The sequence below is a fragment of the Carboxylicivirga mesophila genome (assembly GCF_018271975.1).
Taxonomy (GTDB): domain Bacteria; phylum Bacteroidota; class Bacteroidia; order Bacteroidales; family Marinilabiliaceae; genus Carboxylicivirga; species Carboxylicivirga mesophila.
This window is the reverse complement of sequence record NZ_JAGUCN010000016.1, coordinates 51,786-64,549: the sequence shown is the minus strand read 5'-3', so window position 1 is coordinate 64,549 and position 12,764 is coordinate 51,786. Positions and strand designations below refer to the sequence as shown.

Below are 12,764 nucleotides of genomic sequence, written 5' to 3'. Positions count from 1 at the left end.
CGATACTTATCGATGGATGAACGCTACCAGACACTTTGAGATTAGTAATTGGTATTGTCATATTGATGCTGGTCGATGCTTCAAACGCCCTGCTTATCATCAGCACTTATCTGACGACAGCGAGCCTTATAGTCACTATCTCATTTGCAGGCAGATGGTGCAAGCACATTATGGCCGTTGCCATATGGCTCCGTTTTTGGTAAAGAATGGCTTTAGAAGCCTCTGTTCGCTCAGCTGTTCCAAAAGATCTTCTGCCTCTCTCCTATCCAGACCCGACAGCTCTGCAAATTCTCTGGCAGTAAGGGAATGGTAAAGATCGAAAAGAGCTTCCCAGGAGGTGTCGTAAGCTTGCTTCTGAAGGGTATCATTCACCGCCATAATGGCGGTTTCATAATCTGAATAGGGTCTTGAGCCATACACTATCTGCGTATCTCCTACCTCGTTTTCAAAGTACATACTCGGAAAGCCTCGCACCCGATAGGCCCGAGCCAGCTGCAAATCCTCTTCAAACAAAGCCTTCGCCTGGCCATCGTAGTCGCTTTTAAGACGTTTCGCATCCAACCCAACATGCGTAGCGGCTGCTTCCAGGTGCTCCCACCTCGTAATGTTCATCTTCTTCAGAAACACCAGCTCTCTGATTTCGCGAAGAAAGCGGATGGCTTTTTCTGCATCCTGTAGCTGGGCCGCCTTAAAGGCGATGGATGGCGGATAGGACGACGACAGCGGATCTTCCAACCAAAGGTCGCCGTCGATGGGCATATCATAGTACACACTCACCTCGTCCCAATGTTGCGCCACATCCGAGGGATTACTGATGCCACCACTGTTATAGCTCCAGTCGGGCAATAGTCCACCCATGCGATAGTCTATCTCAATTTGTGCCCCATACTCCAGCTTTAGTTTTCTTAGCTGTGGTTCAATGCCCCAGCACGATGAACAAATCGGATCGGTAAAATAAATCACCTTCACCATATTTTGCGCTGGAACTGCTTTTTCTGTATCTGTATTCATATTGGCTACATCAGGTAATTCGCAGATGCCTGTGGCCGGGTCGCACAACAGCGGGTTTAATTGCTTGCTTTCCATATTTTGATTGTTATATGATTGTCCGTTTACATTAATGGCACCAGCGACTAAACTGATGCACAGGTATATTAAAGCTCGGTAAGATGGCATAGTGCTTTGGTTTAAATTGTTTTGATGCAAATCTATAGCGTGCCAGCTGAATAATTACTATGCCTTTCCTGGTGGAAAGTAGTTTCCAAAAGGAAACTATCTGTCCATTTGGTTGTTTTGTCGTAATACCTATAATGCTTTAATTATGAAGAAGAGGCCCACCATTAATAGTTCCCAGATATGTAAAACCAGGATGCAAGCCATTACAGATGCCATGAGCATGCTATCCGGCAAATGGAAATTTCACATCATCGGCACCCTGATTGAAGGTGACAGAATGGGATTTATGGACTTAATGCGCGAAGTAGATGGTATTGGCACAAAAATGCTATCAAAAGAACTTCAGGACCTGGAAATAAATCACTTAATAAACCGTATTGTGCTTAATACAAAACCGGTAACGGTTGAGTATAGTATCTCCGAGTATGGGAAAACTCTGCGACCCATTATCGACGAAATAGCGAACTGGGGCATTGCCTATCGTAAATCAATCATGGGCTAGGCATCTAAGACCTTGCTGCCGCCCGAATCCCTTAGTGTGGTTAAACACTACCGCGCGAGAGGATTAGCGGTAGCGCTAATAGCTATCAGCCAGCGGCCATCAGCTAATGGCTCTCCTCCCCAACACGCACAACGGGCAACTCTACATAAAAAATGGTGCCTTTGGGTTGGTTCGCTTCAAGCCACACACGGCCATTCATTACCTCCACAATCTTTTTTACGGTGGCCAATCCCAGTCCGGCTCCGCTTTCTATGTAGAGACGGTGCTTCTCCTGTCTGAAGGGCTTAAATATCGCTTCTTTGTCGGCCTCATCAACACCAATACCAGTATCTTTCACTACTATTTTGAGTGTTTGACCGCTGCATTCACCAATCAGCTGCACCTTTCCTTCGGGCGTGTATTTAATGGCATTGCTAATGAGGTTATTGAGCACCTGCTGCAACAGTACACGGTCGCTGTTAATGCGCTGATGCTGACTGGGCGTATTAAGCTGCAACTGAAACGACAGACCGGCTTTCTTTGCCAGTGGGAGCATTAGTTCATGGGTTTCGCGCAGCAGGTTAAGCACATCAAAAGGCTCATTGACTGGTTTAACTACTCCCGACTCCATTTTCGATAGTTGAATAATACTGTCGAGGATAGATAAGAGCTGTTTACCACCCTTTATCATCAGCGAGGCATAGTGCAGGGTGTCGGCCTTCGATACCTGATCCATTTCTATCAGCTGGGCAAAGCCGATGATGCTGTTCATGGGTGTACGCACCTCGTGACTGATATTGGTCAAAAAGGCCTTGGTCAGCCGCTCACTCTCGGTGGCCTTATCTCGTGCTGCCACCAGCTTCTCATTTAATTCCAATAGCTGATTTTGCTCTTCTTTAAGTGCTTTTGTTTTTTCCTTCACCACAGCGTTAAGGCGTTTATTAAAGATGAACATGATAACCAGCACTCCCAATACGCCGGCCAGCACCAGTAATATGCCATATATCAGCTCCTTACTCCAGTAGGCCGCTTTGTATTGGTGAAACAGCCAACGCTTGCTAATTGCCTCCCGTTCCTGCTCACTAATCTGTTCAATGCCTTTATTGATAATAGACACCAGTTCGGGCCAGTCCTTGCGCACTGCAATTGAGAATTGTACAGCATAATCGGTTTCGCCAGCCACCTTTAAATTGGTAAACCCCTCTTCTTCGATGTAATAAGATGCGGTGGCCATGCTCAGCACCATGGCATCACTCACCCCAAACGATACCTTACGCATGCCTACCAGTGGGTCGCTCACATAATCAATCTGCATATCGGGGTAATCGAGACTGATAAAATCATCCCATACATAGTCCTTCACCAATGTGAGTTTCATCCCTTTCAGGTCATCAAGACTCATTTCCCTGGTCACACCCACCCGGGTAATAATCACTCCACGGGTAGTAAGGTAAGGCGTTGTAAAAGCCATGTATTGCTGGCGCTGCTCCGTTATGGCTGCCACACCAAATACATCTACCTCCTGCTGTTTGGCAGCTTCCACAATACTTTCCCAGTCAGCCATTTTAACGATGGAAAACTGCAGCCCTGTTTTATCTTCAATCAGGCGGATGTATTCGGCACCCATACCAGCATACGCACCTTGATCATCAAAATACTCGAATGGTGCAAATTTAGGATCAGGTGCCAGGCGAATAGCGCCATTATGTTGTGTGAGCCACTCGGTCTCGCTGGCACTTAATCTATTCGATTCTTGCGCCATTAACTGACTGCTTGCCAGTATCGTTGTTAACAGGCCTATATGTACCAACAGTTTGGTTAGTATTTCCTTCAAGAGAATTTGATTTTTTGTTTTGTGATATTAAACCCAAATTTTACTTTACTCTCTTTATTATGATTTGATTATAGATATTTGCTGTATGTATAATTTATTCATCTCTTTTAGCTCAACTTGCCAAATGACTCCATAGCCATCTAAAGGTGATTTTGCCCGGTACATTTTATAATATCCTCTGTTTGCATGACACAACAGTAGCATTGTACAATTATCACCATAATATGATGACAAATAAAAATTTAACTCGTCTTCATTAGTTGGATCAATCATGAACACAGAATCGTAATTATTTTCAAGTTGAATATATTTCCTATTCGGAGACACGAGTGGATTTAAGGCATTATACAATGAAGAATCAGTTGATTCAATTCTAGATTTATTAAGATCCTCTGTTAGTTTATTAGCAAGCTTAGTATTCTTTATAACATCACTATCCATTTTCTTCAATTGAAGCAATTGAGAACCGGTAATTGAATCAATTTCGAATAGATTGAAGTTAATTATAACATTATGGGCTAATGGCTTATCGGATTCTAATAACGCAATAATTTCATTGGTTCTAATTTTTTGAATTTCTTGAGAATTAATTGAGACAACAAAAAAAAGTATCAATAAAGTTAGTAAAGTAGATTTCATAATGTCGAATTTTTCAACTACAGTAGGGGCTTGCAAACAATTACACCTTCAGGTATTTATAACTAAGAGCTAATCAAGAAAGCTGCCTATTCCAAACTATCTATAGCAAGACAAATTACACTATACCATCTTCAAAGGCAAACAACATGTTGTTTAGTTCGGTTTATACCATTCTTATTCCTAATCTTCTGACCTTTTCCAACCATTTCAACCTGGTTTGCTCAGCTGAGGCCTTAACGGGTCTAAAACTGGTTATTTTTACCGGTTTAACACCACAAAAATTTAAAACACATTTTCGCATAGCATTATGTCCCGGGCGTTGATACACCCAACGGTAATACCAACCTGGCGTATCCATTGTCACTATTAAACGAGCACTTTTGCCTTTTAGCAGTTTATCCCATAGCAATGAATTCTCACGGTATTGGAAAGCAAAACCGGGCAAAAACACCCGATCGATAAAACCTTTGAGCAAGGCTGGCTGAGTGCCCCACCAGGTAGGATAAACAAACACAAGGTGATCAGCTTCTTGAATACCTTTCCAGGCCATTTCTAAATCGGGTTCAAGCGTTGTTCGCTTACGATAGCCATACTTTAACACGGGTGAAAATTCTAATTCTCCTAAATTAATCAGCTTACATTGTGCTCCTGCTTCCTGTGCACCGGATTGATAATACCGGGCCAACTCTGTGCACATACTTTCCTTATCGGGATGGCCATTGATGATGAGAATTTTTTTCATGTGATATATTACTAAATTTTCCTTGCCAATACGTTGGCCTTAATTAACCTAACCACGACAGGCATTTATTTTAATATCAAGTAAAAATCGAAAGTTTGCCTCAGTGAAAAGCCAGACATCTTTTTATGCTTCCTCGCAAGAGATTTTTACAATTTTTTTTCGCTCTTCAAAGGCTTGAACAAGTTAAAAATACACATTAGTGTAACTATCTGCAAAATTTGTAACCTCTTGTGCAGCAATCATTTTTAACATTACTTCGCCACTCTAATCAAAAGCATAAAGTAATGAACAAAAGAATTATAGCCCTTGTTGCGCTTATAGGAATGATTGCATGGCAGGCTTATTCACAAAACACCACTATTATGAAAACGAACAATGAAATGGTAAAGCCCTATCCTAAAACATTTTCACACATCGGCATAACGGTGCCTGATATTGATGCGGCCGTTAAGTTTTACACCGAAGTAATGGGTTTTTACGTCATTATGGAACCCACTATTGTAGTTGAAGAAAACGAAACAGCCATAGGTCAAATGTGTATTGATGTGTTTGGTGAAGGCTGGGGAACTTTTAAGATTGCCCATCTTTCATCCGGCGATAAAATTGGTTTTGAATTATTTGAATTTGAACAGAGTAAGGAGCTCCAACCCCGGTTTGAACCTTTCAGAACAGGTCTGTTTCATTTCTCTGTGCAGGATCCTGATGTTGAAGGATTAGTTAAAAAAATTGTTGATGCCGGCGGTAAACAACGTATGCCAATCAGAGAATACTATCCGGGCGAAAAACCTTACCGTATGTGTTATGTCGAAGATCCGTTTGGAACCGTATTTGAGATATACTCCCACTCTTACGAGTTGCACTATTCGGCTGGCGCATACAAATGATGCTCATCAGCAAAATCCTGTCCCCATTTATTCAATTCCAGAATAATGGGGACCAATGACTTTCCTATATCCGTTAGTGCATATTCAACCTTAGGTGGCGTCACAGGGTACACTTTCCGTTCTACCAGATTATCATTCTCCAGGGCTCTTATTGAGTAGGTAAACATCCGGTTGGATATATCTGTAATACTCTTTTGTAATTCACCCGAACGCATGGGTCCATCCTTTAAATGATAAATGATCAAACTCTTGTATTTATCACCTATCAAATGTAGTGCAAAAGCCAAAGAACAAAAAAAGTCTTTGCCCTTATAGCTTATTTTTTTAGTATGAGCATCATCCTTTTTCATTGGTACATATGCTTTATCAAGTCTACCAAAATCCTTTTTATACAATTATTTGTCTGTCTTATATCCCTATATCAGGCTAATTGTCAGAACCATTAAAATTAATATTCAACCCCATAGAAAAACTAAAGCCGGTGGTGTTATTTTTTAGCTCATGTCCCACCCCAATACTGATAAATGGTGTTAATGTGTGATGAGCAAAAAACGCCTGATTAAAAGCAATACCCATTGCTGGTATTATCTCCGAATCTGTAGGTGTAAAATAAAAGTTACTTTCGGTTTGCTTAAGCTTAACGTGATTAATACCAAACACCCCGTTCAGCGAACTTGGAAACTGTTTTTGTCCATTCAGCAGATAGGATAAACCAAGATTAACACCCACAATACGGGCAAATGAGCTGCTGATATAGCTAAGCTGTGCATTAGCACGTGCATAAAAATTATCCGTTTTCGGCCTGGACATATAACCAAGATACAACTGAGGCTTCACCTGATCGGCAATTTGCTGATTGGAAACCCCAAAGGCTATTCCATTTTTAAACAGAACCCCAACACCAACTGAATTAAAATGTCCGGCTTCATTGGCATACGAATGGCCATAATGAAGGGTCATACCACCTTTATCGCGGTAAAACTCTTCCTGTGCGTAACTGGCAATATTGATGAGACACAAGCAACAGCAAATGAGAAGTTGTTTCATGAAAATTAGGTTTGGTTATCAATTTAAAGTCTGGTGCCAGTGCCCATTTCCCGGACACTTCACCAAGCACTGTGTACTATTGCTAATGCGCCTCCAGCCAGTTTTCGCCCACACCCATATCCACTTCAAAGGGTACAGATAGCTGTATGGCCTGCTCCATTTCCTCTTTCACAATCGCCTTCACTTTCTCCTCCTCCGATTTCAGCACATCGAAGTTCAATTCATCATGCACCTGCAGAATCATTTTAGAGGCGATTTTTTCAGTTTCGAAGCGCTCCTGGATGTTCACCATGGCCTGCTTGATAATATCAGCTGCAGTGCCCTGAATTGGCGCATTGATAGCATTACGCTCAGCCATCCCCCTCACCACGCCGTTGCGTGAATTGATATCGCTCAGGTTACGCTTACGGCCATAAAGCGTCTCCACATAGTTATTCTCCCTCGCTTTGGCAATGCTACCATCCATAAATTCTTTCACACCAGGGAAACTTTCGAAGTAGCCATCAATTATTTCCTTAGCCTCTTTGCGCGATATAGTCAGGCGCTCTGCCAAACCAAAGGCCGAAATACCGTAAATAATACCAAAATTGGCCGTTTTAGCTTTCCGGCGCATATCAGCTGTCACCTCCTCCAAAGGCACCTTAAATATCTTGGCGGCTGTAGCGGCATGGATGTCCTCACCACGATTAAAAGCATCAATCAGATGCTCATCCCCACTAAAGTGAGCCATCAGTCGCAGTTCCACCTGCGAGTAGTCGGCCGACAGAAACACATGTTCTGTATCGGAAGCTGTAAAAGCTTTGCGTATCTCCTTCCCGTTTTCATCCCGGATAGGAATATTCTGCAGGTTGGGGTTATTGGAGCTCAAGCGACCAGTTACAACCGTTGCCTGGCTATAGCTGGTGTGTATTTTGCCTGTTTTTTCATTAATCAGCTTAGGCAGTGCTTCAACATATGTATTCAATAACTTCACTAAACCTCTGTATTCCAAGATGGCGGGAATAATTTCATGCCTCTCTTTGAGCTTTTGGAGGGTTTCTTCATTGGTACTGTATTGCCCGCTCTTGGTTTTCTTAGCCTTCTCATCAATTTTCAAATGCTCGAACAATACTTCACCCACCTGCTTTGGACTGGCAATGTTAAACGACATGCCAGCCAATTCCTCAATAGTTTTCTCAAGAGCGATGATTTGTTCACGTAATTTTTCAGCAAAATCCTTCAACGCTTCAGCATCCAGCTTTACGCCTTCAAACTCCATGTTAGCCAGCACTTCAATCAACGGCATCTCAATCTCGTTGAACAGCTTCTCAACTGCACTGCCTTTCAACTCCTCCTGAAATTTTAAAGCCAGCTGCAAGGTGATGTCCGCATCTTCGGCCGCATAGTCCAACACATTTTCGGGTGCTAAGTCGCGCATGTTCTTCTGCTGCTTGCCTTTTGGCCCAACCACCGCTTCGTAGGCAATTGGTGTATAATTCAGATAGGTCTCTGCCATGAAATCCATACCATTCTTCAGGCCCGGATATAACAGATGATGCGCCACCATGGTATCAAAATACGGCCCTTTCACATCAATGCCGTAATTCTTCAGGATCAGCATATCGTATTTCAGGTTCTGCCCTATTTTGGTAATCTTTTTATCTTCAAATATCGATTTAAATGAAGCAATTAGTTCATTATTAACCTGACCGTTAATCATCACAGGTACATAATAGGCTTCGTTGGCTTTCCAGGCAAAGGACATGCCCACCAGTTCGGCCTCCATAGCATGCACTGATGTTGTTTCGGTATCGAAACAGAACCGCTGCTTGGTGCTTAATTCAGCTCTTAAGGAAGCCAGCTTCTGATCATTATCCACCAGGTAATAGTGATGGATTACATCCTTTATTGTCTGACGATTACCAAAGCTTGTTTCTACTTCTTCTTCAACAGCTGGTGCAGCCATACCAAACAGATCGCCTTGCACCGGCGACGTGCCGTACAACTGGTTAATGCGCCCGGCCAGGTTTTTAAATTCCAGCTCATCAAACAGCTGATTTATAGCCTGCATATTGGGTTTTTCCTTTTTCAATGCATCAGCATCAAGCTCCACAGGTACATCCAAACGAATGGTTGCCAGCCTATAAGACAATTCCACCTGCTCACGGAAATTAATCATGTTTTCTTTCTGCTTGCCTTTGAGCTCATCGATGTGATCGTATATCCCATTGATACTGCCGTAAGCTTTTATCAGATCTTTCGCGCGCTTCTCACCCACACCGGGACAGCCTGGTATGTTATCAGCTGTATCACCCCATAAAGCCAGAATATCAATGACCTGCAATGGATGATCTATCTCAAATTTTTCTTTTACCTCTTCAACGCCCCACTTATCGATACCACCGCCTTTGCTACGTGGCTTATACATAATCACATTATCCTTCACAAGCTGTGCATAATCTTTATCGGGTGTTACCATGTAAGTGGTATAACCGGCCTGCGATGCTTTATTAGACAAGGTTCCTATCACATCATCAGCCTCATAACCATCTTTGACAATCACCGGAATATTCATGGCCTCAATAAACTGTTTGATATACGGAACAGACAGTTTGATATCTTCCGGCGTAGCATCACGATTGGCTTTGTATTCGGGATATTCTTCGTGACGAAAAGTGGGCCCCGATGGATCAAAAACAACTGCTATATGTGAAGGATTCTCTTTGGTCAAAATCTCCAGCAGTGAATTGGTAAAGCCAAATACAGCCGAGGTATTCATTCCTTTAGAGTTAATACGCGGATTACGAATAAAAGCATAATACGCCCTGAATATCAATGCATAAGCATCCAACAAATACAAATCCTTCTTTTCTTCAAGCATAACTATTGTTTGTTTTTTTTGCTAAGATAAAAAAAGCAACTGGCTACTTGCTTTTAGCTAATAGCTTATTTACAGACTGACATAAAACAAAAAGCCGAAATGAATGATTCACTTCGGCTTTTTGAAGCTAATGGCTATCAGCCAAAAGCTAATTAATTATCACTGGCAAACCACTCAGCATAACTTGTTGCGGTTTCGTTCAGTTTTAAACTAAATAGTTCTATATTTTGAGGCAATCGCTTTTTAATGCGCTCAGCAAAATCAATAAGCATATTCTCACACGTTGGCTGGTAATCGACTATTTCATGGCGTTCCCCCATTTGTGGCAGCGCCAACAGCTGCTCAGAAGGTGCATTGCTGCTAAGTACCACAGCGTGATCCAGCTTATCGACAATCTCCTCATTGACGATTGTTTTCAAATCACCAAAGTCCATCACCATGCCCAATTTAGGATTATTCTCATCCCCGATAGGCTCTCCAATAACCGTTACATTTAAGATGTATGAATGCCCATGCAGGTTTTTACATAGGCCATCATAATTCCACAAAGCATGCGCCATCTCAAACCTAAACTCCTTTGTCAATCTTATCTTTGCCATCTTCACTTCATAAAAAAAGACTGAAACAATCAGCCTTTATGGTCATTTTGCCTGATTTTTTACTTTACTACGGTACACTTACTCACGCAATCCACAATATTTCTTAAGCTGTTATGCTTAAGGTAATAAAAGGTATTTTTCCCTTGACGCTCACTGGCCAATACTCCTTTATCCTTTAAAATACCCAAATGATGCGAGGTGGTTGACTGCTCTATGTTTAAAAGCTTATGGATTTCGGTTACAGTTAACTTATTGCCATCTTCTAAATGACTTAATATGGCAATACGCATTGGGTGTGCAATCGCTTTAAGCATGCCTGCTGCTCTGTCGAGCATCTCTGTATCTAAATCTTTTATTTTTATCATCGACCCCAATATTTTAAAATAATTACAAATGCAAATATATAACTATCTTGTTACATTATCGTTACGAATGTGCAAAAATATTTAAATATTTAGATAATATCAATATGATGAGTTAAAAAATCCTGAATATTATTTAAATTTGGCGCTTATCGTTAATTTGCGCACTCAGTTATTTGAAAGCACTAACTTACTATGTCAGATACAAAGCTCATTAAATCGCCCATCAAGGAAGAAATGAAACAATTTGAACCTTTCTTTAAGGAACAATTGAAATCGAAAATTCCCTTATTGGATGTGATTACCAATTATGTACTTCGCCGTAAAGGCAAGCAAATGAGGCCCATGCTGGTTTTTTTATCAGCCAAACTAAATGGTGAAGTAAGCGAATCGAGCTACATAGCTGCAGCATTAATAGAACTTTTGCACACTGCCACTTTAATACACGACGATGTTGTGGATGAAACCTATCAGCGCCGGGGATTCTTCAGCATTAATGCGCTATGGAAATCTAAAGTGGCGGTATTGGTTGGTGACTTTTTCCTCTCCAAGGGTTTAAGCCTATCGCTGGATACCGGGCAAATTGATGTACTAAAAGTAGTCTCCAATGCGGTGAGTGAGATGGCTGAAGGTGAGCTACTTCAGATAGAAAAGTCGCGCAAATTGGATATCACCGAAGAAGTTTATTACCAAATTATTCGCAAAAAAACAGCTACCCTCATTGCTGCCTGCACAAAAGCCGGTGCTCTTTCGGTTGGTGTAAATGGAGATAAACTCACTAACATGGCCCAGTTTGGTGAAAACCTGGGCATTGCCTTCCAAATACGTGATGATTTATTTGATTACGAACAAAATGGGATGATAGGCAAGCCTACAGGTAATGATATTAAAGAAAAGAAATTGACGTTGCCACTTATTTATGCGCTAGGTAAAACCGACAAGCAAGAGCAGCGACGCATTTTACGACTCATCCGCCGACATCATAAGAACGAGAAGAAAGTACAGGAAATTATTGCCTTTGTAAAAGCCAATGGCGGAATTGAATACGCCACTGAGCAAATGGAACTGTTTGCTGAAAAAGCTAAAAACAACCTTGCTGGCTATCCGGATTCAGAGACGAAAACAGCCCTGCAAACCATGGTGGATTACACCCTCAAAAGAAAGAAATAGTAGTTTATATTATCACCAATAAATAAGCTAAATATAAACTACTACCTAAATTATTAATTAAAAATATTTAATCTCTTTTCTGAAGCCATTTTCCAATTCGGCAATATCACTAATCAGATTATTAGCCAGGCGGCTTGCCCCTAGCCTGAACAGTTGATTATTTAGCCATTCAGCGCCACATATGTGCTTCACCAAACAATAGTACACCAAAGCATCGTCTACTGTTGAAATACCACCCGCTGGCTTAAAACCGATCTTTTTACCCGTCTTTTCAAAGTAGGCTTTAATGGCGCTTAACATGGTAAACGCTGCTTCAAAGGTTGCTGCTGGCTGTTGTTTTCCGGTCGATGTTTTAATGAAATCAGCCCCATACTCCATTGCTATCACACTGGCGGTCCATACATCTTCGGCTTTTGGCAATGTACCCGACTCGAGGATAACTTTCAGATGTGCATCCCCCATTACGCCCTTAATGGCATTGATTTCCTCACCAACAAATTCGTAATTGCCTTCCATAAACTCACCAACGGACATAACAATATCAATTTCATTGGCTCCAAAGTCGATGGCACGCTGTGTTTCCAGCTTTTTCACGTCCAAAAAGGTTTGTGATGACGGAAACCCTGCCGAAACAACTGCACGACCAATATTGACGTCTTTTAAGCCGCTTTTTAATACCGGAGCAAAAACAGGATACACACACAAAGCTGCTACTTGTGGAACAAAATCAAAATGCTGCGGTAATTCATTGACTTTTTCCACAAAATCACGAATATCATCCGAAGAATCTTCTGTATTTAAAGATGTAAGGTCAATACAATTAAATAACAACTTCAATATATCTTTATCCGCCTTTAAATGAAGAGCTTCTTGCTTGGCAGCGTTAATTCCTTCTTCAATTTGTTTATCTGTCAACGAAAAAGGAAACTTATCCATTAATCCATCCATATCTCTATAATTAGCTATTTTT

At 41.5% G+C, this 12,764-nt stretch carries 13 protein-coding genes; 3 read left to right on the top strand and 10 right to left on the bottom strand.

The features are described 5' to 3' along the window. Window positions 1-168: 168 nt before the first annotated feature. On the bottom strand, window positions 169-1,176 hold the full coding sequence (locus KEM09_RS14100) for a DsbA family protein (protein WP_212229259.1): 1,008 nt from the start codon (window positions 1,174-1,176) through the stop codon (window positions 169-171). A 145-nt stretch (window positions 1,177-1,321) separates the two neighbouring features. Here KEM09_RS14100 and KEM09_RS14095 point away from each other — a divergent pair, with 145 nt between their 5' ends. Next, window positions 1,322-1,678, top strand: a complete 357-nt coding sequence (locus KEM09_RS14095; protein ID WP_212229257.1) for a winged helix-turn-helix transcriptional regulator — start codon at window positions 1,322-1,324, stop codon at window positions 1,676-1,678. Window positions 1,679-1,781: 103 nt separating this feature from the next. Here the strand turns inward: KEM09_RS14095 and KEM09_RS14090 are convergent, their stop codons facing one another. From KEM09_RS14090 to KEM09_RS14080, 3 genes are all read right to left on the bottom strand, one after another. Further along, window positions 1,782-3,491: an ATP-binding protein gene (locus KEM09_RS14090; protein ID WP_212229255.1), complete on the bottom strand. Its 1,710-nt coding sequence runs from the start codon at window positions 3,489-3,491 to the stop codon at window positions 1,782-1,784. 57 nt (window positions 3,492-3,548) lie between these two features. After that, entirely contained in the window at window positions 3,549-4,130 is a 582-nt protein-coding gene (locus KEM09_RS14085; RefSeq protein ID WP_212229253.1) for a hypothetical protein, read from the bottom strand. A 163-nt stretch (window positions 4,131-4,293) separates the two neighbouring features. Continuing rightward, a complete protein-coding gene (locus tag KEM09_RS14080; RefSeq protein WP_212229251.1) occupies window positions 4,294-4,872 on the bottom strand; it encodes an NAD(P)H-dependent oxidoreductase in 579 nt (192 codons plus the stop codon). Window positions 4,873-5,156: 284 nt separating this feature from the next. On the opposite strand from KEM09_RS14080, the gene KEM09_RS14075 reads away from it, so the two are divergent. Continuing rightward, on the top strand, window positions 5,157-5,756 hold the full coding sequence (locus tag KEM09_RS14075) for a lactoylglutathione lyase family protein (RefSeq protein ID WP_212229249.1): 600 nt from the start codon (window positions 5,157-5,159) through the stop codon (window positions 5,754-5,756). On the opposite strand, the gene KEM09_RS14070 is transcribed toward KEM09_RS14075, so the two are convergent. From KEM09_RS14070 to KEM09_RS14050, 5 genes are all read right to left on the bottom strand, one after another. Further along, a complete protein-coding gene (locus tag KEM09_RS14070) occupies window positions 5,732-6,106 on the bottom strand; it encodes a winged helix-turn-helix transcriptional regulator (protein WP_212229247.1) in 375 nt (124 codons plus the stop codon). The two genes, KEM09_RS14075 and KEM09_RS14070, sit on opposite strands and share 25 nt — an antisense overlap. 76 nt (window positions 6,107-6,182) lie before the next feature. Then, window positions 6,183-6,803, bottom strand: coding sequence for a hypothetical protein (locus tag KEM09_RS14065; protein ID WP_212229245.1), 621 nt, complete (start codon window positions 6,801-6,803; stop codon window positions 6,183-6,185). Window positions 6,804-6,885: 82 nt separating this feature from the next. Further along, window positions 6,886-9,663: a DNA polymerase I gene (polA, locus tag KEM09_RS14060; protein ID WP_212229243.1), complete on the bottom strand. Its 2,778-nt coding sequence runs from the start codon at window positions 9,661-9,663 to the stop codon at window positions 6,886-6,888. A gap of 152 nt (window positions 9,664-9,815) precedes the next feature. Then, window positions 9,816-10,262, bottom strand: coding sequence for a 6-pyruvoyl trahydropterin synthase family protein (locus tag KEM09_RS14055; protein ID WP_212229241.1), 447 nt, complete (start codon window positions 10,260-10,262; stop codon window positions 9,816-9,818). A gap of 59 nt (window positions 10,263-10,321) precedes the next feature. Continuing rightward, complete coding sequence (locus tag KEM09_RS14050; protein WP_212229239.1) at window positions 10,322-10,627, bottom strand: ArsR/SmtB family transcription factor; 306 nt, start codon at window positions 10,625-10,627, stop codon at window positions 10,322-10,324. A 192-nt stretch (window positions 10,628-10,819) separates the two neighbouring features. Between KEM09_RS14050 and KEM09_RS14045 the strand changes: the two genes are divergently transcribed. Then, window positions 10,820-11,794, top strand: coding sequence for a polyprenyl synthetase family protein (locus KEM09_RS14045; RefSeq protein ID WP_212229237.1), 975 nt, complete (start codon window positions 10,820-10,822; stop codon window positions 11,792-11,794). A 57-nt stretch (window positions 11,795-11,851) separates the two neighbouring features. On the opposite strand, the gene deoC is transcribed toward KEM09_RS14045, so the two are convergent. Beyond that, the gene (gene deoC, locus KEM09_RS14040; protein WP_244825023.1) at window positions 11,852-12,742 is read right to left on the bottom strand and encodes a deoxyribose-phosphate aldolase; all 891 of its coding nucleotides are present in this window, start codon (window positions 12,740-12,742) and stop codon (window positions 11,852-11,854) included. Between the last annotated feature and the right edge of the window lie 22 nt (window positions 12,743-12,764).

Excerpts from the sequence above, each read along its gene's own strand:
- KEM09_RS14075 (WP_212229249.1), top strand. The coding sequence starts at position 5,157 with ATGAACAAAAGAATTATAGCCCTTGTTGCGCTTATAGGAATGATTGCA.
- KEM09_RS14095 (WP_212229257.1), top strand. The coding sequence starts at position 1,322 with ATGAAGAAGAGGCCCACCATTAATAGTTCCCAGATATGTAAAACCAGG.
- KEM09_RS14055 (WP_212229241.1), bottom strand. The coding sequence starts at position 10,262 with ATGGCAAAGATAAGATTGACAAAGGAGTTTAGGTTTGAGATGGCGCAT.
- KEM09_RS14070 (WP_212229247.1), bottom strand. The coding sequence starts at position 6,106 with ATGAAAAAGGATGATGCTCATACTAAAAAAATAAGCTATAAGGGCAAA.
- KEM09_RS14065 (WP_212229245.1), bottom strand. The coding sequence starts at position 6,803 with ATGAAACAACTTCTCATTTGCTGTTGCTTGTGTCTCATCAATATTGCC.
- KEM09_RS14085 (WP_212229253.1), bottom strand. The coding sequence starts at position 4,130 with ATGAAATCTACTTTACTAACTTTATTGATACTTTTTTTTGTTGTCTCA.
- KEM09_RS14050 (WP_212229239.1), bottom strand. The coding sequence starts at position 10,627 with ATGATAAAAATAAAAGATTTAGATACAGAGATGCTCGACAGAGCAGCA.
- polA (WP_212229243.1), bottom strand. The coding sequence starts at position 9,663 with ATGCTTGAAGAAAAGAAGGATTTGTATTTGTTGGATGCTTATGCATTG.
- KEM09_RS14045 (WP_212229237.1), top strand. The coding sequence starts at position 10,820 with ATGTCAGATACAAAGCTCATTAAATCGCCCATCAAGGAAGAAATGAAA.
- KEM09_RS14080 (WP_212229251.1), bottom strand. The coding sequence starts at position 4,872 with ATGAAAAAAATTCTCATCATCAATGGCCATCCCGATAAGGAAAGTATG.
- KEM09_RS14100 (WP_212229259.1), bottom strand. The coding sequence starts at position 1,176 with ATGCCATCTTACCGAGCTTTAATATACCTGTGCATCAGTTTAGTCGCT.
- deoC (WP_244825023.1), bottom strand. The coding sequence starts at position 12,742 with ATGGATGGATTAATGGATAAGTTTCCTTTTTCGTTGACAGATAAACAA.